The organism is Glutamicibacter sp. AGC84 (assembly GCF_053543575.1).
In genome coordinates, this window is the sequence record NZ_JBLVOC010000016.1 from 98,546 (window position 1) to 122,192 (window position 23,647).

Here is a 23,647-nt window from a genome sequence, read left to right on the forward strand (position 1 = left end):
CCGCAGATTCAGCGATGGGCCTCTGCTTCTGATAGCGGCCGCTAGCGGCGCACTATTTGGTTTTCTTGCTCTTTGCCGGTTTCTTTTCCAGCGTTGCTTCGAATTCAAGTTTTTGTGCCCGGGCCGAGGAGAGGACATAGCCCATTGCCAGCATGATGGCGAGCATCGCCGAGCCGCCGGAGGAAATGAACGGCAGCGGAACACCGATCACGGGAAGTACGCCGGTGACGGTACCCAGATTCACGAAGGTCTGGCCGATGACCCAGGACATCAGGCAACCCATGAGCACCTTGGTGTACAAGTCCTTGGCGCGTGCTGCAATGCGATACATCGCCAAGGCCAGCAGCATGAACATGACCAGGACGAACAGCACGCCGATCAGGCCGAACTCTTCACCCAGGATGGAGAAGATGAAGTCGTTCTGCGCCTCAGGCACATAGGACCACTTCATGCGGGACTGGCCTGCGCCCACACCGAACCAGCCGCCGGAGGCGAAGGCGTGAAGGCCCATGCTGGCCTGGTAGCAAAGGTCGCTGCTCGGGCCGCAATCGGTATCAAGCCAAGCGAGGATGCGCTGGCGGCGGTTGGAGGAAGCGAAGATCGCCACGGACAGGCCCAGGACACCGACCACCGAAAACGCCGCCAGCCACTTCATCCGGATGCCGCCCAAGAACATCGCCGAGGCAATGATCATCAACAAGACCAGCGCTGTACCTACGTCCTTGCCGACCACGATGAGGCCAACAATGAAGACCCCCACCGGGGCAACCACTGGGACGACCAAATGCTTGATGTCGTGCAGCAGATGCTGCTTCTTTTCCAGCATGAACGCGGCAAAAACAGACAACGCCAGTTTGGCGAACTCGCTGGGCTGCAGGCCGAAGCCGCCGATGCGGATCCAGTTTCGGTTGCCGAGCACCGTATGGCCCAATGGCGTGAACGCCACGAGGAACAACAGGACCACTGCCGCAATAACGGAAGGCCAGGCCAGCCGCTTCAACGTTTCCGGCTTGATCCGCTGCATGACCAGCATGCAGAGAATACCCAAGGCGGCAAAGCCACCCTGGGACAGCGCCACGGTGAAACCGTCCCTGCCCTTCGCGATCGCTTCAACCGACGCCGATGACTGGACCATGACCACACCGAAAACGGCCAGCACGATGGAGCCCACGAGCACCAGCCAGTAGTCCGTGGAGGCCATGCGGCCGCTGGAGTTCTCGACGGTTCCGAGCATCCTGCCGAATCTCACGTACCAAGGGAATTCGGCTTTGGAACCTGCTGGCTTCTTGTTCATTTTCATCGCCATCGGTGCCTCCTGCCTCGGTGTCGTTTATTCGGTCAGCTTTCGATTACTGGTCTTCGCCAGTTTTATCCATCAGATCACTGACGGCAGCGATAAATGCGTTGCCACGCTGGGCGTAGGAACTGAATTGGTCCATCGAGGCCGCGGCGGGAGCCATGAGCACGGTATCCCCTGCTTCGGCTACTTCGGCAGCCTTGGAGACCGCACGCGTCATGACCTGGGCGCCGCTTGGAACCGAACCGTCACCGCCCTGCGCTGCCCCGGTGATGTCGATGACTTCAACCTCTGGCGCGTGGGCAGCGAGTGCTTGGCGCAAACTTGCGGTGTCGGTGCCGATGAGCAAGACCTTGGCCAGGCGCTGCGCGTGCTTGGCGATCAAGTCGCCGTATTCCACGCCCTTGGACAAGCCACCGGCAATCCAGACCACACGGGTGAATGCGGCCAACGAAGCATCGGCCGCATGCGGATTAGTGGCCTTGGAATCATTGATCCACAGGATGTCGTTCTTGCGGGCGACGGCCTGGATCCGGTGATCGCCGGAGTCGAAGTTCGCCAAACCCGCAGCGACAGCTTCTGCATTCACTCCGTACGCGCGGGTCAGCGCCGCCGCGGCAGCCGCGTTCGCGGCGGTGTGGCGCGGAACAATCTCGCCGATGTCCTTCAGGGCGATCAGTTCCACGGCACTGGTCTTGCGCTCTTCGATGAAGGCGCGGTCCACCAGCAGGCCTTCGACAACACCCACCATCGATACTGCTGGGGTATCGGTGGTGAAGCCGATAGCACGGCAGCCTTCGATGACTTCAGCGTTTTCCACCATGGTGATGGTGCGCTCATCGGCGGCGTTGAAGATCGCCGCTACCTGGGTGCGTTCGTAGATCTTGGCCTTGGCGGCCTTGTAGTTGCCGAAGCCGCCATGCCAGTCCACGTGGTCTTCGGCCAGGTTCAAGACCACCGAGGCAAGCGGAGAAATGCTATGCGTGTAGTGCAGCTGGAAGCTGGAGAGCTCGACTGCGAATACGTCATAGTCCACCGGTTCGCGTACGGCATCCAGGATCGGGGTGCCGACGTTGCCGACGGCGATGGCCTTCAGCCCATCGGCGCGCAGGATCGCCTCGGTCATGCCCACAGTGGTGGTCTTGCCGTTGGTGCCGGTAATCGCCAGCCACTGTGGTGCTGTGTGGCCGGCACGGTTCTGCACGCGCCAAGCCAGCTCGATATCGCTCCAGATCTCGATGCCCTTGGACTCGGCCTCTGCGATGACCGGATTACGGGGATTCCAGCCTGGGGAAACCATGACCAGCTGGGCCGGCTTGCCATTGACCAACGGCAGGGCCTGGACGTTCCCGTCGCCCAGCAGCACCTCATGGGCCCCGACGATCTTCAGCGTCTCGGCGCGTTGCTGGTTCAGCTGGTCATCGCGGCCGTCGATGACGGTGACGATGGCACCCAGCTCGATGAGGGTGTCGGCCGCAGAGAATCCGGAGAGTCCCAATCCGGCGACGACTACGCGCAGGCCTTTCCAATCAGCATCCCAGCTGGTTAGCGAGTCAAGAGATTTGCCAGCGTCTACGCTCACAGTGCGACAACCCATTCAGAGTAGAAGAGACCCAGGCCCGCGGCCACGAACAGGCCGGCAAGGATCCAGAATCGGATAACAACGTTTTCTTCGGACCAGCCCGAAAGCTCGAAGTGGTGCTGCAGCGGCGCCATCTTGAACACGCGCTTGCCGCCCGAGAGCTTGAAGTAGCCCACCTGGATGATCACCGACAGGGAGATGATCACGAACAGGCCGGCAATTACCACCAGCAGCAGCTGGGTGCGCGAGAGGATCGCGAAGGCAGCCACGGCGCCGCCGATGGCCAGCGATCCGGTGTCGCCCATGAAGATCTTCGCCGGCTTGGCGTTGAACCAGAGGAAGGCGATCAGCGCACCGGAGAGGGTGGCCCCCAGCAGGGCCAGGTCCTGCGGGTCGCGTACCGAGTAGCAGACGTCCAGCGAGTCCATGTTGCTGCAGGCCTGGTTCTGCTGCCAGATTCCCATCAGGGTGTAGGCGCCGAAGACCATGATCGAGGCACCGGTAGCCAGTCCGTCCAGGCCATCGGTCAAGTTCACGCCGTTGGTAGCACCGGTAACGATGAAGTTCGCCCAGAGCACGAACAGGATCATGCCCAGCATCGGGCCTGCGAAGGCCAGGTCGATGTTGGTGTCGCGCAGGAAGGAGATCGCGGTAGAGCCCGGAGTCAGGCCCTGGTCATTGGGGAACTGCAAGGCCAGCACGGCGAAGCTGATGCCGAAGAATGCCTGCAGGACAATCTTCTGCCAGGCGCGCAAGCCCAATGAGCGCTTCTTGAAGATCTTGATGAAGTCATCGAGGAATCCGACCAGCCCCATGCCGCCGAAGAGCATCAGGACCAGCATTCCGCTGGCGGTAATTCCCGAAGAAGTGCGTCCCATGAGCGAAAGGATGCCATGGGTGGCGAAGTACGCCACGAACACGGCCAGGACGAAGACCACTCCGCCCATGGTCGGGGTGCCGGACTTGATGGCGTGCGAGTTCGGCCCATCGTCGCGCACGACCTGGCCGTATTGCTTCTTGGTGAGCAGGCGGATGTACAGCGGCATGGCCACCATGGTCAGCACGAGGGCAATGCCGGCCCCCAGAATCAATGCGATCATGCGTTGTCGCCTTCCTTCGCGAATGCTGCAATGTCGTCGCCGAGGAAGCGTAGACCGACCCCGTTAGAGGACTTGAACAAGGCGATGTCGCCTGGCTGAAGCTGCTCTTGCAGCAGCGCGCGAGCCTCATCTACGTCTTCAACGTAGAAGGCCTCGTCGCCCCAGCTGCCTTCGAGCACAGCGGAGTTGTAGGCGGGCTTTGCGCCACGGCCTACCACTACAAGTTTCTTGATGTTCATGCGAACTGCCATGCGGCCCAGCAGGTCGTGCTGGTGGATGCTGTCATCGCCCAGTTCCAGCATTTCGCCCAGGACTGCCCAGGTGCGTCGGCCCGGTGCGCCGTCGGCGCCCAGGCCCAATTCGGCCAGGGTCACCAGCGCAGCGCGCATTGATTCAGGGTTCGCGTTGTACGCGTCGTTGATGATGCTCACGCCGTCGGCGCGCTCGATGCGCTCCATGCGCCAGCGGCTGCCGGCAGCGCGGCCTTCCAGGCCTGCGGCGATCACTTCCGGGGCGATATCCAGGGCCAGTGCAGCGTTGGCCGCGGCGAGGATATTCGAGACGTGATGGCGTCCCAGGAGGCCCGAGGTGATGCGCTTGCTGTAGCCGCCAGGGAATTCAAGAGTGAGTTCTGGCTGCCCGTGGGAATTCACAACAACGTCGGTGGCCCAGACCCCAGCGTTTTCCGGCTTGTTCTTTCCGGTGCCGAAGAAGCGCACGGCTCCCCCGGAACGCAAGTCCATGCGTGCCACGCGGGGGTCTTCAGCATTCAAGATGGCCGTGCCATCGGCTGGCAGGGCTTCAACGAGTTCGCCCTTGGCCTTCTCGATGTTCTCCACCCCGCCGAATTCGCCGGCGTGGGCGGTACCGACGCACAACACGACACCGACCTGCGGGTGCACCATATCTGTCAGGTACGTCAGGTGGCCAAGGCCGGTGGCCCCCATCTCGATGACAAAGTACTTGGTCTCTTCGGTGGCGCTGAATACCGTTAGCGGGACGCCGACTTCGCCATTGTATGAGCCGATTGGCGACACGGTCGGCGCCACTTGCGACAGAATACCGGCGAGCAGGTCCTTGGTGGTGGTCTTGCCGGCCGAACCGGTGATTCCCACGACCTTGGCGTCGTTCTTTTCCTTGAGAAGGGCAACGATGTGCGCGGCAATTTTGCCCATCGCTTCTACCGCGTCTTCAATGATGATCGCCGGGTGTTCCCTGCGGTCTTCATCGTGGGTAATGCGTTCGGCTAGGGCCAGCACTGCGCCGGCGGCGCGTGCACGGTCGATAAAGGCGTGCCCGTCGGAGAATTCTCCGGGCTTGGCGACGAATAAGGCACCCGGGACGACTTCGCGCGAGTCAGTGGTCACGGAAGTGATCACCGTGTCGGAGGCGGCTGTAGCAGTCGCTTTTCCGCCGGTGATTTCCAGCAGGTCGGTCAGAGACAGTTCAATCATGGCAATAAGGACTTTACACTTGAGCGGTGGCGATAGTGGACTTGTACGTTCTAGGAATTGGTCACAAATCCATGAAGATTCAGTGCTTTCGCTAGTTCCACTCGATCATCCAGTTCCACGTCAATTCCCGCGACGTCTTGGCTGACTTCATGTCCCCGCCCGGCCACGAGAATCGCGTCGTTGGCTTCGGCCAAACTCACAGCGAACTCTACGGCTTTGGCGCGTGGCGCGATGTTGTGAAGCTGCACCTGCGGACGCTCGGAATCGAGAACTTGCTGTGCTCCGGCGGCAACCTGGGCGCGGATCGGAGCCGGGTCTTCGCTGTGCGGGTCGTCGTCGGTCACAATGACGATATCCGCGTGGCGGGCTGCCACCGCTCCCATATCCGGGCGCTTGGTCTTATCGCGCTCTCCGGTGGCGCCGAAGACGACGATCCGGCGTCCCTGCTCCCCCGGACGGATGGAATCCAAAGCCTTTGCCAGTGCATCCGAATTATGGGCGAAATCGACTACGGCTACCGGAGATTCGGCTACGACCTGCATCCGCCCTGGAACGGCGACCGACAGCGGATCCTTGGAGTCCAAGGCCTGCTGCAGGGCTTCGAGGTCCGCACCGCCGGCCAGCACCATCAAGGCCGCCAGTGCTCCGTTGGCGACGTTGAACATGCCTGGAAGCAGGGTCCGGGTCCGCAGCTGGCGTCCATCCCGGTGCACCAGGGTGAAACTGTGGCCCAATCCGCAGTGCGCCAGTTCGGCAACCCTCCAGTGCGCCGAAGGGTGTTCGCCGTCGAGGCTCAGGGTCTCGGTAGGCACCAGGGCGCGCTCGGCCAGGCGCTGGCCGTATTCATCGTCTACCATGACCACTGCGCGCTCGGAGCGTTCCGCGGTGAATAGTTCGGCCTTGGTTTCGAAGTACTCGTCCATCGTGCCGTGCAGGTCCAAGTGGTCCTGGGTCAGGTTGGTGTAACCGGAAACGGCAAAGCGCAGGGCATCAACGCGGCCATAGCTCAGCGAGTGGCTGGATACCTCCATGGCCACCGACGTGACTTCCTGCTGCGCCATGCGCGAGAGCACGCCGTGCAGCTGGGTGGACTCCGGGGTGGTCAGCACGCTGGGGATGATCTGCCCGCGGGCGGACATCTCAATCGTGCCGATCAGGCCGGTTTCTTCACCCAGCGCATCCAGGATTGCGCGGATCATGAAGGTTGTGGTGGTCTTGCCGTTGGTGCCGGTGACAGCGAACAGCTTCGGGCTGCGCTGGTCGGTTCCGTAGACGCTCTGCGCGATCAAGGCTGCGGATTTGCGTACATCTGCAACGACGGCCACCGGGATCGAGAGGTCATCGCTGAGGAATTCGAGTCCTGCAGTATCGGTGATCAGTGCGACAGCACCGTTGCCGATGGCGGTTTCCACGAATTCGGCACCGTGGCGCTTGGCGCCGGAAATACCCAGGAAGACGTCACCGCTCTGTACGATCTGCGGGTTGAGGCTGACGCCGAGGATTTGCGGAGCGGCATTGAGCAGCGCTCCAGTTCGCACCGCGCCAGCTGTGCCGCAGAGCTGGTCGAAGCCAAGACCGGCGATGCTCTCTGGGCGTAGGTACCGTTCTAGCTCACGCGGAGTGTCGGGGTTCTGGACTACCAAGATTTCTTCTGATCCTCACCTACAAAGACGTCATACGCCTCTGACTTTGTCGTGCTCGGTGGCACATTAAATGTGTTGAGAGTATGGCTCATAACATCGGTAAACGTGTCAGCTACCGAGAAGTCTTTCCAGTTGCCCTTTGGCCTGTACATGGTTGCCACGACGACGAACTGCGGATCTTCCAAGGGAGCGACACCTGCAAAGGAATAAGTATATCCGTCATAGCCCTTGGCGCTTGCCGCCTGGCCTGTACCGGTCTTGCCGCCCACGCGGTACCCGGGAATGCGCTCCTTGTAGCCGGTACCGTCGTCAACGACCGATTCCATGAGCTTGAGCATTTCGTCAGCGGTGCTTTTCTTGACCACGCGCTTCTTTTCCGGTGCGGGGATCTTGGTGATGGTACCGTCTTCGTTGCGGTAGCCCTCAATCAGGCTTGGCGAAAGGCGAACGCCGCCGTTGGCCAAGGACTGGAAAATTGAAGCGGTGTGCAGCACGGTCTGCGAATAGCCCTGGCCGAACATGGTGGTGTACTGCTGGCGGCGGTCCCAATTATCGGGATGCGCCAATTGGCCAGCGCTAGCGCCGTTCAAGCCGACGCGGATGGGCGAACCCAATCCGAAGGCACGCATGTAGTCGTAACGGGTCTGCTTGCTCATGGTATTTCCGACCATCACGGTGCCGGTGTTGTAGGAACGGGCGAAGATGCCCGAGACCGTCATGTCGTACGTTGGGTGTTCCAACGAGTCATTGATGGTTTCCTTGGTGAACGTCTTCTTATTCGGCACACGCATCTCGGTCAGCGGATCCACTCCGCCCTGGTCGATGGCCGCCGCGAAGATCGCGGCCTTGCCGGTGGAACCTGGCTCGAAAGCACGGGTGATGGAGGTGGAGCGGCGGAACTCCGGCTTGGTAGCGCCTGGATCATTCGGGTCCAATTCAGCGGAGTCGCCGATGGCGAGGATCTTGCCGGTATCCGCTTTCATGACGACCACGGAAACCCACTCAGCGTTGAACTGAGCTTGCTTCTTTTCTGCTGCACGCTGGGCAACGTAGTTGATGTCGGAGTCGATGGTCAGGATGACGTCCTGGCCATCGACTGCAGGGGTTTCTTCGACCTCGGTGACGGGAATGCGCACGCCATCGGCGCTGATCTCGAACTTGCGGCTGCCGGCCGTACCGGCCAGGTGTTCCTCCTGGCTCAGTTCCAGGCCTTCGGCTCCCACCACGGCTGTTTGGTCTTCGGAGTTGCGCACGAACCCCAGCAGTGGTCCTGCGATTACGCCTTGCGGGTACTGGCGTTCGCTGCGCAGCAATGAGGCAAGTCGCGGAATACCGATTTCGAGGACTTCGTTGCGTACTTCCGGGGTCACGCTCTTGGCGAGCATGACGTACCCTTTGGGCTTGGCTTCGCCCTGCGGGCGAACCTTCGTGGCAAGTTCCTCACGGTCCTGGTCGAGGGTATCGGCTAGTTCGTCAATGGCTTGGTCCCACGTGATGCGTTCCTGGCCATTGGTTCCATCCCGCTTCGCACGGCGAATGTTCTCACCCTGCTCGCGCTGGTCGATGACCAGATCATAGCGGTCTACTGAGACGGCGAGGGTGGTGCCATTGCGGTCTTCGATGGATCCTCGATTTGGCGCAATGTTTTCAACGCGTTCGCGGTTTTCCTGTGCAGCGTTGGCAATGGTTGCCGAGTTGATGCCCTGGACCCAGACCAGCCGGCCCAGGATCACCAGCAGCAAAACCACGGAGAGGAGCAACACAAAGCGCATTCGCTTTTTCGCAGTGTCGATTGCCGTCGAGCTCACAAAAGAACCTAACTTTCCCTCAGCGTGGTTTTCCAGCAGCGTAGGCCACCTGTATCTAGCTTAGAAAGGGCTAACTACTCTGCTGGGGATTTGATGCTTGGTGCAGGGATCGTGCCCCCGTTAAGCTCAGCGTCATTGAACACTGGGCGGCCATCACTGGCAACTTCACGTTCAGCTTTCTCCGGCTTCACCTCTGGTTCCTTGGAACCTTCAGTGGCACCGGACTCCTTCTGTGAATCTGCTGAGGCTTTACCCACAGTGGTCTTCGGCGTGTTTGATGCGTTGGCTTCAGTTTTGCTTTCACCCTTGCGGATGCTGTCGCCCGGCAGCGGAATAGTTCCGTATTCCTGCTTGCTGTTCTTTGCCTTGACCGCCTTCTCAGCGTCTTGGGCAACCTTGCCCTCAGACAGGCTGATCAGCCCTGGAGCACCTGGCGAAACCAAACCGAGGTCCTTTGCCTTGGCGGCCAGTGCCTGTGGCGCCGCCAACGACTGGGCCTCCTTCAGCAGTGCCTGATTCTCTTGGGAAAGCGCACGCTCTTGCGAACGCAAGTTCACGATGTCGTACTGCCGCTGAGCTACAGAAGTATTGAGCAGCACCAGCGTAACAATCACGCTGAATGCCAAGACAACGAGCACCGCAGACATGGTGAACATGGAGCGCTTGCTGGTTTCGTTCATCTTAGGAACCAACGAAAGAGTTACGCGCTGACGCGAATCGCCTTTAGGCAGGTTGCTAGCTGGGACGGGCTCGGGTCGCATTGCACGCGCAGTATTACCGTCGACAACAGGCTGGTTGTTCACGGCTGCGGTCTTCTGCACGCGGCGCTGGGCTCGTTGGCTCATGCTAGCTCCTCTTCAACACTCGTTCCACAGCTCGCAAGCGGGCTGAGGCTGCACGTGAATTTTCTGCTATTTCGTGGTCGCTTGGCTTCTCAGTGCCCTTGGTGAGCACCTTGTATTCAGCTTTGTGTTCGTCCAGCTCCACCGGGAATCCCGGAGGGGCCGACGAGGTAGATCCATGGACGAAGTGCCGCTTGGTGATTTTGTCTTCCAAGGAGTGGTAACTCATCACGACGACTCTTCCGCCGACGTTCAAAGCTCCCATTGCCGCCGGGATCGCACGTTCCAAGACGTCAAGTTCCTCATTCACTGCAATACGCAATGCTTGGAAGGTCCTCTTGGCCGGGTGTCCATGGTTTCGAGCAGCCGCCGCGGGCACAACGCTGCGGATCACTTCAACTAGTTCAGCAGTGGTAGTGATGCGGCTCTTGGCGCGTGCCTCGACGATTGCCGTCGAGATGCGTCCAGCAAACTTCTCTTCGCCCCACTGTCGAATAATTCGAAGCAGTTCGTCGCGTTCCAAGTCGTTGACCAGGTCCTCGGCAGTTGGGCCAACAGAGGTGTCCATGCGCATATCCAGCGGTGCATCATACGAATAGGCGAAACCCCGTTCACGCTCATCGAGCTGCAGCGAGGAAACGCCAAGGTCGAACAGAACGCCGTCGACCCCCGGGAACCCAAGATCTTCCACGACATCCGCAATTTCGTCATACACCGCGTGCACGAGGTCGATGCGGTCCTGGAACGGGGCGAGTCGTGCACCGGCAAGTTCGTGAGCCTGCTCGTCACGGTCTAGACCGATCAGGTGCAAGTTGTCGAACCGCTTGAGGATGGCTTCGGAGTGCCCACCCATCCCGAGGGTGCAGTCAACCACAATTGCCCGACGGCCTTCAGCATTGGCTCGCTCAATACCTGGAGCTAGCAAATTAACGCATCGGTCCAGAAGTACTGGAACGTGGCGTTCGGATGCTGGTCGCTGGGAATCCTGATTTGGCACTGCGCCCCCTTTCGCTTTCGATCTGCTGTTGAGATCAGATCCCCCTCCAACCAAGTGGCGATCCAACCTTCTGGCTCCGGGGAAGTGAAGCCAGACGATTTTCTACCCCAAGGTGGCTGGAGATCTCATCTCAACAAACGTGGTGTTTTGTCGGTGTAGGGCACAAAGCCCTAATCTTCGTCAGTATCGGAGAACACGTCTTCTTGTTCATCCAAGTACTGCTGCCATGCGGTCGAATCCCAGATTTCAATACGGTTGCCCGCACCGATAACTGTGACCTCCCGATCAAGGCCTCCATAAGTGCGCAGCACTTGCGGAATCGTTACGCGCCCCTGCTTATCTGGAACTTCATCCGAGGCCCCTGAGAGGAACACACGCGCATAGTCGCGTGCTCGCCGGGAGGTCAAGGATGCCTGCGCCAGCTGCTCGTGCTGCTTCTCAAATTCCCGCTGGCTGAAAACGTATATGCAACGCTCTTGGCCGCGAGTGAGAACCAGCCCATAGGACAGCTCATCTCGATATTTAGCTGGAAGAATCAACCGACCTTTTTCATCAAGACGCGGTGTGTAAGTTCCAAGGAACATGCACACCACCTTTCCCGTGAAGTGGCCAGAAGCCCCATTCTTCTCTACTTGCCTCCACTTTACTCCACAACCCTCCACTGTCAATGCAATTTCAGTGGTTTCGCGAGGGTCTGGAGTTAAAAAACACCTGAATCTAGCGGATGCTCAGCCTATGTTCAGGTGGAGGGATGGGAATCGTCCAGCTGCATGATCCAGTATTTTTCAGAGATTCCACACGCAAAATCCGCGGAATATAGCTATTTTTAGGCGCGGTGGTGGGAAGTGGAGGAACCTGGGGAGGGAAGTGGGGGCCTGCCTGACCGGCGAGGTGGACGTGAACCTTGGAATCTGCAGAGAATTCAAGATCACTTGCAAAGTCGCGCGACCTTCAGATAGGCGCACCGAATATCCAGGACATCCAACTTCCCGAATTGAACGAAACCCATGCGCCCCGGCATGAGGTGCACGGTGACCGTAGGGATGTGAGAAGCGGGGCTTAAACAGAAAAGAGGTGCAACCCTAGGGGTCACACCTCAATATCAATGCAGATCAGCTATCGGACTGATCACGCTTTCGCTGGTTCCATTTTTCTTCCAGGCCGGAAAGGAACTGCGAATTGTTCTTGGCTGCAGATTTTGATCCCGTTCCGTTGGACGGACCAATTTTTCCAGTAGCCGATTTAGTCAGGGCAAGCAGTACACCCGCGAACATCACCGCAAAGCCGAGAACGCCTACGATGATGATGTGCTGCGAGATTCCAAAGATGAGTCCCGCTAGGCCGACGATTACCAGCAAGATACCCAGAGCAATATTGCGGGTCGACAAACGTCCCGTGCCCGATGGGCCTTTCATGCTCGAAGCGAAGCGACGGTCTTCATGCAGCTGCTTTTCCAACTGCTCCAACAAACGCTGCTCGTGTTCCGATAGCGGCATCGTCTTCTCCTTCCAAAGGCAATCTCGACGGTCGTCCACCGTCTTCAAGTTCAACGTCGGGTCGAAGGGAAAAGTTCCCTGGATTCGATCGAACTTAATTCAAGGATAGTCTCTTTTGCACCCGCCCTGCTAGTTGATCTTCCCCACTGTCCAGATATCCATACGTTCTACACAGAATGTGTTTATTCCTTGGGGCGCAGAAAACGTGCTGGGGTCACGATGGACTGCGGGAATCTCTGTCCGATCTGGTCAGCGATGCGTTCCGCTTCTCGGGCTTTCTCTTCGCGGGGGTCCAAGCTAAATTGCAGACCCAACTCGTAATCTTGCAACCGTTCAGCTTTCACCCCGATCAGCCGGACCGGTTGCGGCATAGGGGTCAATTTTCGCAGAAGGGCCAGCGCGGACTCGCTAATTTTCGTTGAAGAATCTGTCGCAGCTGCGAGCGCCTTCGAACGCGTAATTCCAGAAAAGTCCTTGTACTTGATCTTGAGCCCAACACCGTTGGCTGATTTGCCGTGCTGCCGCAGCCGTTGACCGACCTTATGGCTCAGCCGCAAAAGTTCGCCCTCAAGCACCTGGGGATCGGTGATATCCACCGCAAAGGTATGTTCCGATGAAATGCTCTTCTCATCCCGGCTAACCTCCACCGGACGGTTATCGATCCCCCGCGAGAGCAAATAAAGGGCGCGGCCGTGTTCCCCCAACCGGCTAATCAATCTTGCTTCTGGCTCGCCAGCGAGTTGCCCCACGGTCTCAATCCCCAAGGAGTGAAGCTGACTAGCGGTTCGTTTTCCCACGCCCCACATTTTCGACACGGGTAATTCGTGCAGGAATTCTTCGGTTCGCTCGGGCGCAACTACCGCCATGCCGTCAGGCTTGGCGTACGTCGAAGCGAGTTTCGCAACGAATTTATTCCTTGCAATGCCCACGCTGGCCGGCAGTCCCATTTCTTTGCGTATATATTCGCGGATCTGCTGAGCGATCTGCACTGGCCCGCCAAGCATGCGCATGCTTCCAGTAACGTCTAGGAACGCTTCGTCGACACTGACTTGCTCAACCAGAGGCGTCAATGTGCGGAAGTACGCCATGATCTGGGCCGAGGCTTGCGTGTACTTGTGATGGCTCGGCTCGATCACGGTAGCTTGCGGTAGCAGCGGGATGGCTTGGCTCATCGGCATGGCCGAATGGATCCCGCGAGCTCGGCAGTCATAAGACGCAGAGAGCACCACGCTCCGGCCTGAACGGTGGCCTACAATAACTGGCTTGCCTACTAGGTCAGGGCGGTCCCGCAGTTCCACTGAAACAAAGAAGGCGTCCATATCGACATGGAGGATTGCACGATCCACCATTTCAATTCCTCTCCCCTCGTTCGGTTGCACCACCAGCTTACTCGAATGTATATTCGGATTCCGTTCCCACCCCGCGTACTTTGGGTGCCTTCTTCGCCGGGCGGGAATCACCGGTAGAGTTGTTGCTAACCACTAGTTGTTTACCCGTAGAAATGATTTTGCATGTCGATGCCTGATTCTGTGCCGGACCTCAACACTGAAGCCCAGAGCTTGAGCCGTACCTACACTTCTGACGTTGCTCAGTTATTGGAAGAATTCCTGGCTGCGAAAAGCGTTGAAGTTGGTCAGATTACTAGCAGCGCCGTCGAAATCGTCAATGCGATCACGTCACTGACCCGTGGCGGCAAGCGGCTTCGCGCCCTGTTCGCTTTCTGGGGTTACCTCGGTGCAGGTGGTCGGCCCGATGAACGCGACATCGTCCAACTCGGGGTGGCCTTGGAACTCTTCCAAGGAGCCGCGCTGATTCATGACGACATCATCGACAATTCCGATACACGACGCGGTCAGCCGAGCGTTCACAAGCGCTTCGAGGCCCAGCACCGAGAACTTGGGCTTGCGGGGAGCGCAACGAGCTACGGCATGGCCAGCGCAATCCTTACCGGCGACCTATGCCTGTCGTTGAGCGAGGAAGTTTTCTCAGGTATTGCTTCCCTCAACGCTCGGGCGCGTACCATCTTCAATCAGATGCGCACCCAGGTGATGGCCGGGCAGTATCTTGATGTTCTAGAAGAGTCTGCGGGCCCCGCCTACGATCCGAAGGAAGCGGTCAAGCGAGCTCGCACTATCGTGCGCTTCAAGTCAGCCAAATACTCCACTGAAAACCCTTTCTTGCTTGGCGGCGCGTTGGCCGGCGCCAGCGAGGCTCTTATGGAGCGCTACTCCGCATTCGCGCTTCCGCTGGGTGAGGCATTCCAGCTACGTGACGATGTTCTGGGCGTGTTTGGCGATCCAGCAGTCACAGGGAAGCCGACCGGCGGCGATTTGCAAGAAGGCAAGCGCACGGAATTGATTGCCCACGCCCTCTTGCTATCAACTTCTGACGAACAGGACTTCATTCAGAGTCGCCTCGGCGCAGTGGATCTCAGCGAAGAAGAAGTGTTGAGACTAAGCGGTATTCTGCGCGATAGCGGCGCCCTGGCGGCCACCGAGCAGAGCATTAGTGAGTTGACCACCCAATCAGATCTCGCCCTGAACGCATTGCACGTCACGCCCCTCGCCTTAGCGGGAATGCAGCAGCTCAGTGATGCAGTGACAAAGAGAAGTAAATAGCGATTCGTTACTAAGACATAACGAAAGGTCTCAACCATCCATGCGATATGGAATACGGTTGAGACCTTTTGTTATTACTGAGGCTAGTTCGTCCGGGCCATCACCAGCCCATGGCCTGCGCCCGCCGACGGATTTCAGTTTTACGTCCGGTGCGCAGAGCATTCATTGGAGTGCCGGGCAGCGATTCATCCTCGGTGAACAGCCAAATAACCGATTCCTCATCGGAGAAGCCGGCATCCAAGAGTACCGAAAGAGTGCCCTTCAGGCTTTCCACCACTACTCCGTCTTGGAGAAAATCTGCAGGGATCGAACGGACATTGCGAGCGCCAATTCTCAACGAAACAATGGCACGCTCATCCAGCAGTCGGTGCACGCGGCGAATATCTACATCTAATTCTTCAGCCACATCGGGCAGGGTCAGCCACTGGCCGACGAGATCTACGGTTTCCTTCACCCCTTAAGGTTCCCACAAATTCCTGATCCGCGCAGAAATTTGGATGAAACTCACCTCAGCAGTTCCCATGAGTCACAGGAGTAGTGTAAATTTTCTTGTATCACTTTGATAACAATTGCATCACAGTCAACATGGGGAACCACTTCCCCTCTGTTACCTGCGGAGCAAAGCCCGTTATTTTCACCGTATAAATGAGGATTGACTCCATGCCCCACGAATCCAAACATGCTTCCAAGCATGCGTTAGGCGTTGTAGCAGGCGCGGCCATTCCCGCTGCGGTCATTGGCAGCCTCGCCTTAGCTCCCGCAGCGCAGGCAGCACCGATGACTGTTCCCAACACCTCAGGAAGCTTTGCCAAGTCGGTAACTCCGGAGACCATCAAGGTCGCTGAAGACCAGATCAAGGCCCACCTGATCGCTTCGCGAGTATCTACGCTGGGATTGCCAGCTAAACGAGATGTTTCCGAAATCAAGATCCCGGCAGGTGCGTCCCTATGGAGCATCGCTCGGGAATATGACACAACCGTGTCAGAGCTGAAGAAGCTCAATAATCTTAAGAATGATTCAATCGTCGCCGGCAAGACACTCAAGGTCTCCGGTCATGCTTTGAAGAACAGCTCCAAGGGCAAGTCTTCGAGCTCGTCATCTTCAAGTACCGCCACTTACACCGTCAAGAACGGTGACACCCTCAGCGGCATTGCGAGCAAGCACGACATGAGCTTGTCTGATCTGTTGAAGAAGAATGACATCTCTGCAAGCAAGGTAATCTTCCCCGGCAATAAGCTGAAGGTCAAGGGTTCGGCGTCGAGCTCCAGCAATACGACGCAGACGAAGAAAACTTCTTCTTCGTCGGGTTCTTCAACCTACACTGTGAAGAACGGTGACACCCTCGGAAGCATCGCCATCAAGCACAATATGAGCTTGTCTTCGCTCCTTAGCAAGAACGATATCTCGGCCAGCAAGGTGATCTTCCCTGGCGACAAGATCAAGGTCAAGGGTTCTTCGTCCTCTGGCTCTTCGTCGAAGTCCTCCCAGAAGAAGTCCTCCTCCTCCGGTTCTTCAAGCTACACCGTCAAGTCCGGTGACACGCTCAGCGGCATTGCGGCCAAGCACGGCATGAGCTTGTCCGATCTGTTGAAGACCAATGACATCTCTGCCAGCAAGCCGATCTTCCCAGGCAGCAAGATCAAGGTCTCGGGTGGCACGTCGTCTTCGAGCTCCTCGCCGAAGAGCACTGCTGCGCCCAAGGCCAAGGCCAAGACGTCGACCTACTCCGTGAAGTCCGGCGATACTCTCAGTGGCATCGCGACCAGCCACGACATGAAGCTGGCCACCTTGCTGGACTTGAACCCCGAGTACAGCTCGAGCACGCCATTGAAGATCGGCGCCAAGCTGAAGGTTTCGGGCTCCTCGGTTGCACCGTCGGGTCAGGTCAAGAAGCAGAAGATCGGCAATAGCTTCGCTGGTCGTACCTACGCAGATCACGTTGTGCGAGATGCTAACTCGAACAAGGACTACCTTGACTCGATCAGCGTCCCGAGCCGCGGCGAGATGCAGGACCTGATCCGTTCCACTGCAAAGAGCATGGGCGTTGACCCGGCTCTGGCGTTGGCTCACGCGTACCAGGAGTCTGGCTTCAACATGCGTGCGGTCTCCCCTGCTAACGCCGTTGGCGCCATGCAGGTACTGCCAAGCACCGGTGACTGGATCGCATCGGTCATTGGCCAGGACCTGAACGTCCTGAACCCACGGGATAACGTTGTAGCTGGTGTCGCAGTAATTGCCTACAATTTGGACAACACCGACAACCTGGACAACGCAATCGCATCGTACTACCAGGGCCTGGCCGGTGTTCGTAACAACGGCATGTACGAAGACACCAAGCATTATGTAGCCAGCATCAAGGCTCACATGAAGAATTACCGCTAAATAGCCAAAAGGAGAGGCGCTTCCAACACGGTGTGTTGGAAGTGCCTCTTTTTTTGTTGCAGCTGATCAGGCTGCTCCTAGCCTGTACGGTGGTCAAGATCCAATGGCATGTCGATTACCACCTTGGTCCCGCCCTTCTCGCTCTGTACCCAACGGATTTCACCCGATAGTTCGCTGGTAACCAGAGTGCGGACAATTTGCAGCCCAAGTCCCTCGCGGCGTGGCTCTTCTGGCAACCCGTGGCCGTCATCTTCAATGACAACCCGTAGCCAATCCTTGCTATCGGCACCCTTGTAGCGTTCGGCAACCAGCGCGACTTCACCGTTGCGATGCGCTAGTCCATGTTCCACGGCATTAGTCACCAGCTCATTGATCACCAGTGACAACGGTGTCGCCAAATCAGCGTCAAGCATGCCGAATTCGCCTTCACGACGCGTGGAGACCCTTTGCTCCGGAGAAGCGATTTCCACGATCAGACGGAACTGGCGATCCATCAGATCATCAAATTTGACGGTTTCGTTCAGGCCCTTGGACAGGAAGTCGTGGACCGAAGCGATAGTGGAGACTCGTCGCATTGCCTGCTCCAGGCCCTGCTTGCCGTCCTCTGAGCTCATCCTGCGCGATTGCATGCGCAACAGCGCCGCGACAGTCTGCAAGTTGTTCTTCACGCGATGATGGATTTCACGGATCGTAGCGTCCTTGGTGACCAGTTCTTTTTCGCGACGGCGCAGTTCGGACACATCGCGGCACAGCACCAGTGCGCCCCAGCGCTTTGATTCGTTGCGCAGCGGAATGGCACGCAGGGAGAGGGTGACTCCGCGATGTTCCACCTCGGTACGCCATGGCATCTTGCCCTGGAGCACCAGCGGAAGAGTTTCGTCGACTACACGACGGTCGCTGACCAGTGCCATCGTCAGATCAGCCAGTGGCTGGCCCTGGAGGACATCAGCTGCGCCTAATCGGCGGAAAGCTGAAACAGCGTTCGGGCTGGCGAATTCGACGGCTCCATCAACGTTGAGCCGGATGAAACCATCACCGACGCGCGGCGCGCCACGGCGGGAGCCGGTAGGGCTGGCGAAGTCCGGCCACAGCCCTTGGGTACCCATCTGCAACAGGTCATCAGCGCTTTGCCGGTAGACCAATTCCAGATTGCTGGGTGTGCGGGACTGGTTCGGATCGAAGTGGGAAGTGATGACCGCAACCGGTTGGTTCTGGCGCACTAGCGGAATCGCCTGCACCGTGGTCAACCCCATGATGATATCTTTGCCGGCTTGTTCGGCCGAGCGTTGCACTTGCTTGGTTTCCCAAGCGCGGTCCACCATGATGCGCAGATCCTTGCGGATCCGTTCTCCCACGAAGTCGCTATGGAAGGCGGTATGCGAGGTGGAAGGGCGCACGTGTGCCAAAGCCGTATAGGAACCGTCCCCGGTGGGGAACCAGAGCACCAGGTCTGCGAATGCTAGATCCGAGACCAGTTGCCAGTCCCCCACCAGGAGGTGGAGCCAATCCTCATCACCGGGCGCTAGTGCAGCACGTTGACGTAATTCTTCGGTGATGAGGGCCATTGGCGGTATTTACCTTCGGACGATGGAACGCAAGAGGCGAAGTGCCACGGAAAGTGAAGCCATGTCGTCTCGTTCCAGGCTGTTCACTTCCGCGAACATAGTCTTCGCACGATCAAGGTTAGCCGCGTTTGCCTCTTCCCATGCAGCAACACGCTCTGCCGGGTCAGCAATATCGCCGTGGGCATCCAGGATGTTGCCGGTCAGGTCGATGATCGTGGTGTACAGGTCATCGCGCATTGCGGCACGAGCCAGCGCCTGCCAACGATCCGAGCGAGGAAGGTTGGTGATGCGGTTCAGCAGGCTGTCCACATCGAACAAGTCGTAGAGCACGTAGTAGGTTTCTGCGACCTTGACCGGAGCGGTCCCGGTGCGGTGCACATATTCTGCCACGTCCAGCAGCGCGTAGGATTCGAACTGAGTCGCCCACATGCTGGCACGACGCTCCGGGATCCCCTGGTCCATGGCCTCTTCACGCCACTCCTGGAATCTCTGGAGGTCAGTGCCCCGAACCAAGGTTGGCAGGGCCTCACGCAGTTCGGTAACCGTCGCTTCGTAGCGTTTGACCGCTTCGGTGACCAGCAGTTCCTGATCGACGCGGTTGATGAACCAGCGGGTGGCACGGTCCAGCAGGCGGCGCATGTCGTGGTGCTGGCGGCCCCAGTGTTCCAGATCGGTTCCGGCAGGCTGTGCATTGATCGCATCGAACTGGCGGTCGAACCCGTAGATCTCACGCAGCGCGCAGAAGACCTTGGCAATCTGGACTTCGCTGGCACTGGTTTCTTCCATGGCACGGAAGACGTAGGTGATGCCGCCCATGTTCACGATGTCGTTGGCGATCACGGTCGCGATGATTTCTCGGCGCAACGGATGGCTTTCGAGCTGATCCCCGAAACGCTCTACCAACTTGGTTGGGAAGTAGCGGCGCAGGGTCCGGGTGAAGTACGGATCATCGGCGAGATCGGATTCGGTCAGCGCGTTCGCCAGCTGGATCTTCGCGTATGCGGCCAGCACCGAGAGCTCTGGGGTGGTCATCGCCTCGCCAGCGGCGCGGCGCTCTTCCAGCTGATCCGCGTTTGGCAAGAACTCCAAGCCACGGTTCAAGTCAGCATGGGCTTCCAGCCACTGCATCAGGCGCTCGTACGCTGGTGTCCAGGTCAGTGCCGCATGCTTCTCATTGAGCAGCAACACGTTCTGTTCGAAGTTGGTCGTCAGCACCAGATCACCGATGTTATCGGTCATCGAGAGCAGGAACTCCGTGCGTTCAGCCTCGGTGAGATTGCCCGCCTTGATCTGGCGGTCCACGAAGATCTTGATGTTCACTTCGCGGTCAGAAGTGTCCACGCCAGCAGAGTTGTCAATGGCATCGGTGTTCAGCAGGACGCCCTTGCGGGCTGCCTCAATACGGCCCAGCTGGGTCATGCCCAAGTTGCCGCCTTCGCCAACAACTTTCACGCGCAGATCTGCGCCGTCGACGCGGATGGCGTCGTTGGCTCGGTCGCCGACCTGGCCGTGGGTTTCAGCCGCTGACTTCACGTAGGTACCAATACCGCCGTTGTAGAGCAGGTCCACTGGCGCTGAGAGGATGGCCTTGAGCAGTTCGTTAGGGCTCAGCTTGGTGGTGCCGGCGTCCAAGCCCAGGACCTCGCGGACCTCGGCGCTAACCGGCACGGACTTGAGGCTGCGCGAGTACACGCCGCCTCCGGCCGAGAGCAGCTCCTTGTTGTAGTCTGCCCAGCTGGAGCGTGGCAGATCATACAGGCGCTGGCGCTCGTCAAAGGCGACCTGGGGATCCGGGTTCGGATCCAGGAAGATATCACGGTGGTCGAAGGCCGCCACCAGCTTCACGGTGGGGGTACGGCGCAAACCGTTGCCGAACACGTCTCCGGACATGTCGCCCACGCCGACGGCGGTGAATTCGTCCTTCTGGGTGTCGATGCCCAGCTCGAAGAAGTGGCGCTTCACCGATTCCCAGGCGCCGCGTGCGGTGATGCCCATGCCCTTGTGGTCGTAGCCCACCGAGCCGCCCGAAGCAAAGGCATCGCCCAGCCAGTGGCCCTTGTCGGCCGAGATCGAGTTGGCGATATCGGAGAAGCTCGCGGTGCCCTTGTCGGCAGCGACCACCAGGTAGGAATCATCGCCATCGCGACGAACCACGTTGGCAGGGGCTTCGATGTGCTCACCGTTTTCGTCGGTAACCATGTTGTCGGTCAGCTCCAGCAGGGTGCGGATGAAGACCTTGTACGCGCCCTTGCCTTCTTCCATCCATGCGCCGCGGTCGAGAGCTGGATTGGGAAGCTGCTTTGCATAGAAACCGCCCTTGGCACCAGTTGGCACGATGACGGAGTTCTTGACCATCTGGGCCTTGACCAGACCCAGAACTTCCGTACGGAAATCTTCTCGGCGATCGGACCAGCGCAGGCCACCACGGGCCACGGCGCCGAAGCGGAAGTGGGTACCCTCAACACGCGGCGAGTAGACCCACAGTTCGTGCTTCGGACGCGGGAATGGCGCGAAATCGATCTCTTCCGGGGCCAGCTTGAATGCCAGTGCCTGGTGGGTGGTGAAGTAGTTGGTGCGTTTGGTCGCTTCGATCACCTTCACGAAACGGCGCAGCAAGGTGTCGGCATCCAACGTTGGCACGGATTCCAGCGCTTCGGTGACCTTTGCGTGCGCCTTCTGCCGAGCAGCTTCCGAAGCCACGGAGCTCAGCTGCGGGTCGAAGGTGGCCTGGAACAGCTCCACAATGGCGTGGGTGACTGACGGGTTGCCAACCAAGGTGCTGGCGATGAAGCCAGTGGAGTTCGGAACCCCGAGCTGCAGCAGGTAGTGGGCGTAGGCACGAAGCATCGAGACTTCCTCCCACGTGAGTCCCTCGTGCAGCACCAGTGCGTTAAGGCTGTCGGATTCGGCGAGGTTGCGGACCACTGCGCAGTAGGCCTCAGCCAGCTTGGCTTCCACGGCCTGGAAGTTGATCTCCTCATCGATCTTCAGGCCCATGTCGTAGATGTAGCGTTCGCCGATTCCTTCTGGATTCAGCTCGTAGGGGCGTTCATCGACGACTTCCAGACCCAGATGCTGCAGAACTGGCAGTATGCGCGAGAGCAGCAGCGGCTTGGTCACATAGATCTTCATGCGCTTGGAAACAGCAGAATCCTCATCCTGCTTCTCGTCATCGTAGAAGGAGACAACCGGGCCATCGACTTCTGGACTGCTCAACTCGGTGAGCAGGTCAATATCCTTCAGCGCATCTTCGATTTCGAACTGCACCTTGTAGGAAGCCGGGAAAGCTTCGGCCCAAGCGTTGGACAGCGTGTTGGCATCGCCCAGTTCCAGGCGCGCGCGGGCGGTGTCAACGATGGCGTCAGACCAGGAGCGCACGGCCTTGGCAATACGATTCTCCAGTGCCTTACGGTCAACCACGGGGGCCAGTCCGTGGCGTTGCAGGCGCAGTCGGTAGAACAAGCGAACGAGCGCGCCCGCACCCAGCTGCGCTTCATATTCAACGGATTCTGCGTTGAAGCTGCGCTGCAGCTCCTGCTCCACCCGCAGGCGCACTGCGGTGGAGAAACGATCACGTGGCAGGAACACCATGGCAGTGACGAAGCGGCCGTAGTCGTCCTTGCGAAGGAAGACCGAGGTGCGGCGGCGTTCCTGCAGGCGCAGGATACCGAGGGCAATCTTGGTCAACTCGTCGACGGAGATTTGGAACATCTCATCGCGTGGGTAGCTTTCCAGAATAGTGGTGATGTCCTTGCCCGAGTGGGAATCAGGCGCGAAGCCGGTGCGCTTCAGCACCGCTTCAACCTTTTCGCGTACCAGCGGGACGGTCTTCACGCTCGAGGTGTAAACACTGGAGGAGAAGAGGCCGATGAAACGGCGTTCGCCGTTGACTTCGCCATTGGCATCGAAGCTCTTGACTCCGACATAGTCCAGGTACACGCCACGGTGAACGGTGGAACGGGAGTTCGCCTTGGTCACGATCAGCGCACGCTTGTCGCGAGCGGTGATGCGGCCGCGCTTGGTCAGGTGCTGTGGACCTTGGTCCGCCAGATCGCGCATCAGTCCCAAGCCGCTGCCTGGGCGGGCGACCAGGACGTCTTCGCCGTTGATGGTTTCCAGCGAGTAGTCGCGGTAGCCCAGGAACGTGAACTTTCCGTCAGCTAACCAGTCCAGCAGCTCCGATGCCTGCTGCACCTCGGCGATTTCCTCAGCCTTCGGAGTCTGCGGAAGGCTCTGCGCGATATCCTTGGCCCGGTCCAGCATGGCCGGCCAGTCCTTCACTGCAACACGCACATCTGCCAGAACGCTATAGAGGCGCTCAACAAATTCCTTGGCCTGCTCATCGCTGAGCTCGCGAGCGAGCTCGACTGAAATCCACGATTCGATGCGGGTTTCTGCACCGGCCGAAATCAGGGTGCTCAAATCCGAGAGCGCAGCGGTGTCACCGCTGGCAACATGCTGCAGACCAGCATGGCTGATCTTTGAAATTTCGCCGGTCTCGGTCTTGCGGGAGACAACGAACGTCGGATGCACTACCAGCTGAATTGGTGAATTCAGCTGCACTAGTGCGGCAGTTACCGAATCAACAAGGAATGGCATGTCATCGGTGACGATGTGGACCACTGAAATTCCGTTGTTGCGGGTAATGGCGACATTAGCGTTTTCAGCATCACGCTGATACCCGATTTCCAGATGTGCTGCCACGCGAGCTTCGAGTTCGTCTGGCCGGTAGGCCGCCACGTCTTCGGTCGCAATTTGGCCATAGTACTCGCTCACCAATTTCGAGGTGAGTGTCTCATCCATGAATGATTCTGACATGCTGGATTCCGACGAGTTCAAAAGAACGCCTCCAAGAACAAAGTT

Annotated in this window: 16 protein-coding genes; 2 read left to right on the forward strand and 14 right to left on the reverse strand. The window is 58.7% G+C overall.

Annotated features, from left to right (window positions below):
- Positions 1 to 52: 52 nt before the first annotated feature.
- The 11 genes from ftsW to dinB all read right to left on the reverse strand — a co-directional run bounded on the left by ftsW (position 53) and on the right by dinB (position 13,568).
- Complete coding sequence (ftsW, locus tag ACNPN0_RS11455; RefSeq protein WP_332485979.1) at positions 53 to 1,306, reverse strand: putative lipid II flippase FtsW; 1,254 nt, start codon at positions 1,304 to 1,306, stop codon at positions 53 to 55.
- Between the two features lie 43 nt (positions 1,307 to 1,349).
- Positions 1,350 to 2,894 carry a UDP-N-acetylmuramoyl-L-alanine--D-glutamate ligase gene (gene murD / locus ACNPN0_RS11460; protein WP_400342196.1) on the reverse strand — a complete coding sequence of 515 codons (1,545 nt, stop codon included), beginning with the start codon at positions 2,892 to 2,894 and terminating at the stop codon, positions 1,350 to 1,352.
- Positions 2,876 to 3,979, reverse strand: coding sequence for a phospho-N-acetylmuramoyl-pentapeptide-transferase (gene mraY / locus ACNPN0_RS11465; RefSeq protein WP_105656803.1), 1,104 nt, complete (start codon positions 3,977 to 3,979; stop codon positions 2,876 to 2,878). Before mraY ends, murD begins: the two co-directional genes overlap by 19 nt.
- Positions 3,976 to 5,433, reverse strand: coding sequence for a UDP-N-acetylmuramoyl-tripeptide--D-alanyl-D-alanine ligase (locus tag ACNPN0_RS11470; RefSeq protein WP_448938093.1), 1,458 nt, complete (start codon positions 5,431 to 5,433; stop codon positions 3,976 to 3,978). The genes mraY and ACNPN0_RS11470 overlap by 4 nt, the downstream gene beginning before the upstream one ends.
- A gap of 50 nt (positions 5,434 to 5,483) precedes the next feature.
- On the reverse strand, positions 5,484 to 7,076 hold the full coding sequence (locus ACNPN0_RS11475; RefSeq protein WP_448938094.1) for a UDP-N-acetylmuramoyl-L-alanyl-D-glutamate--2,6-diaminopimelate ligase: 1,593 nt from the start codon (positions 7,074 to 7,076) through the stop codon (positions 5,484 to 5,486).
- Positions 7,070 to 8,884, reverse strand: coding sequence for a peptidoglycan D,D-transpeptidase FtsI family protein (locus ACNPN0_RS11480; protein WP_400288280.1), 1,815 nt, complete (start codon positions 8,882 to 8,884; stop codon positions 7,070 to 7,072). Before ACNPN0_RS11480 ends, ACNPN0_RS11475 begins: the two co-directional genes overlap by 7 nt.
- A gap of 74 nt (positions 8,885 to 8,958) precedes the next feature.
- The gene (locus ACNPN0_RS11485) at positions 8,959 to 9,729 is read right to left on the reverse strand and encodes a hypothetical protein (RefSeq protein WP_105656806.1); all 771 of its coding nucleotides are present in this window, start codon (positions 9,727 to 9,729) and stop codon (positions 8,959 to 8,961) included.
- A 1-nt stretch (position 9,730) separates the two neighbouring features.
- Entirely contained in the window at positions 9,731 to 10,723 is a 993-nt protein-coding gene (rsmH, locus tag ACNPN0_RS11490; protein WP_181148802.1) for a 16S rRNA (cytosine(1402)-N(4))-methyltransferase RsmH, read from the reverse strand.
- A gap of 170 nt (positions 10,724 to 10,893) precedes the next feature.
- A complete protein-coding gene (gene mraZ / locus ACNPN0_RS11495) occupies positions 10,894 to 11,307 on the reverse strand; it encodes a division/cell wall cluster transcriptional repressor MraZ (protein ID WP_038990697.1) in 414 nt (137 codons plus the stop codon).
- 528 nt (positions 11,308 to 11,835) lie between these two features.
- Complete coding sequence (locus ACNPN0_RS11500; RefSeq protein ID WP_105656808.1) at positions 11,836 to 12,219, reverse strand: DUF3040 domain-containing protein; 384 nt, start codon at positions 12,217 to 12,219, stop codon at positions 11,836 to 11,838.
- 182 nt (positions 12,220 to 12,401) lie between these two features.
- Positions 12,402 to 13,568, reverse strand: coding sequence for a DNA polymerase IV (gene dinB, locus ACNPN0_RS11505; protein WP_133834285.1), 1,167 nt, complete (start codon positions 13,566 to 13,568; stop codon positions 12,402 to 12,404).
- 162 nt (positions 13,569 to 13,730) lie between these two features.
- Here dinB and ACNPN0_RS11510 point away from each other — a divergent pair, with 162 nt between their 5' ends.
- Complete coding sequence (locus ACNPN0_RS11510; protein ID WP_105656810.1) at positions 13,731 to 14,837, forward strand: polyprenyl synthetase family protein; 1,107 nt, start codon at positions 13,731 to 13,733, stop codon at positions 14,835 to 14,837.
- Positions 14,838 to 14,937: 100 nt separating this feature from the next.
- On the opposite strand, the gene ACNPN0_RS11515 is transcribed toward ACNPN0_RS11510, so the two are convergent.
- Complete coding sequence (locus ACNPN0_RS11515) at positions 14,938 to 15,291, reverse strand: Rv2175c family DNA-binding protein (RefSeq protein ID WP_105656811.1); 354 nt, start codon at positions 15,289 to 15,291, stop codon at positions 14,938 to 14,940.
- Between the two features lie 206 nt (positions 15,292 to 15,497).
- Here ACNPN0_RS11515 and ACNPN0_RS11520 point away from each other — a divergent pair, with 206 nt between their 5' ends.
- Positions 15,498 to 17,219 (forward strand): LysM peptidoglycan-binding domain-containing protein, encoded by a 1,722-nt coding sequence (locus ACNPN0_RS11520; protein WP_448938096.1) that lies wholly within the window; start codon positions 15,498 to 15,500, stop codon positions 17,217 to 17,219.
- Between the two features lie 77 nt (positions 17,220 to 17,296).
- Here the strand turns inward: ACNPN0_RS11520 and ACNPN0_RS11525 are convergent, their stop codons facing one another.
- Positions 17,297 to 18,784 carry a sensor histidine kinase gene (locus ACNPN0_RS11525; RefSeq protein WP_105656813.1) on the reverse strand — a complete coding sequence of 496 codons (1,488 nt, stop codon included), beginning with the start codon at positions 18,782 to 18,784 and terminating at the stop codon, positions 17,297 to 17,299.
- A 9-nt stretch (positions 18,785 to 18,793) separates the two neighbouring features.
- Positions 18,794 to 23,587: an NAD-glutamate dehydrogenase gene (locus tag ACNPN0_RS11530; RefSeq protein WP_388022488.1), complete on the reverse strand. Its 4,794-nt coding sequence runs from the start codon at positions 23,585 to 23,587 to the stop codon at positions 18,794 to 18,796.
- Positions 23,588 to 23,647 lie beyond the last annotated feature (60 nt).

What these genes read in the sequence shown, in the direction of transcription:
- ACNPN0_RS11520 (WP_448938096.1), top strand. Translation starts at nt 15,498, where the DNA reads ATGCCCCACGAATCCAAACATGCTTCCAAGCATGCGTTAGGCGTTGTA.
- ACNPN0_RS11530 (WP_388022488.1), bottom strand. Translation starts at nt 23,587, where the DNA reads ATGGATGAGACACTCACCTCGAAATTGGTGAGCGAGTACTATGGCCAA.
- ftsW (WP_332485979.1), bottom strand. Translation starts at nt 1,306, where the DNA reads ATGGCGATGAAAATGAACAAGAAGCCAGCAGGTTCCAAAGCCGAATTC.
- ACNPN0_RS11525 (WP_105656813.1), bottom strand. Translation starts at nt 18,784, where the DNA reads ATGGCCCTCATCACCGAAGAATTACGTCAACGTGCTGCACTAGCGCCC.
- ACNPN0_RS11510 (WP_105656810.1), top strand. Translation starts at nt 13,731, where the DNA reads ATGTCGATGCCTGATTCTGTGCCGGACCTCAACACTGAAGCCCAGAGC.
- murD (WP_400342196.1), bottom strand. Translation starts at nt 2,894, where the DNA reads ATGGGTTGTCGCACTGTGAGCGTAGACGCTGGCAAATCTCTTGACTCG.
- ACNPN0_RS11485 (WP_105656806.1), bottom strand. Translation starts at nt 9,729, where the DNA reads ATGAGCCAACGAGCCCAGCGCCGCGTGCAGAAGACCGCAGCCGTGAAC.
- mraZ (WP_038990697.1), bottom strand. Translation starts at nt 11,307, where the DNA reads ATGTTCCTTGGAACTTACACACCGCGTCTTGATGAAAAAGGTCGGTTG.
- dinB (WP_133834285.1), bottom strand. Translation starts at nt 13,568, where the DNA reads ATGGTGGATCGTGCAATCCTCCATGTCGATATGGACGCCTTCTTTGTT.
- ACNPN0_RS11470 (WP_448938093.1), bottom strand. Translation starts at nt 5,433, where the DNA reads ATGATTGAACTGTCTCTGACCGACCTGCTGGAAATCACCGGCGGAAAA.
- ACNPN0_RS11500 (WP_105656808.1), bottom strand. Translation starts at nt 12,219, where the DNA reads ATGCCGCTATCGGAACACGAGCAGCGTTTGTTGGAGCAGTTGGAAAAG.
- mraY (WP_105656803.1), bottom strand. Translation starts at nt 3,979, where the DNA reads ATGATCGCATTGATTCTGGGGGCCGGCATTGCCCTCGTGCTGACCATG.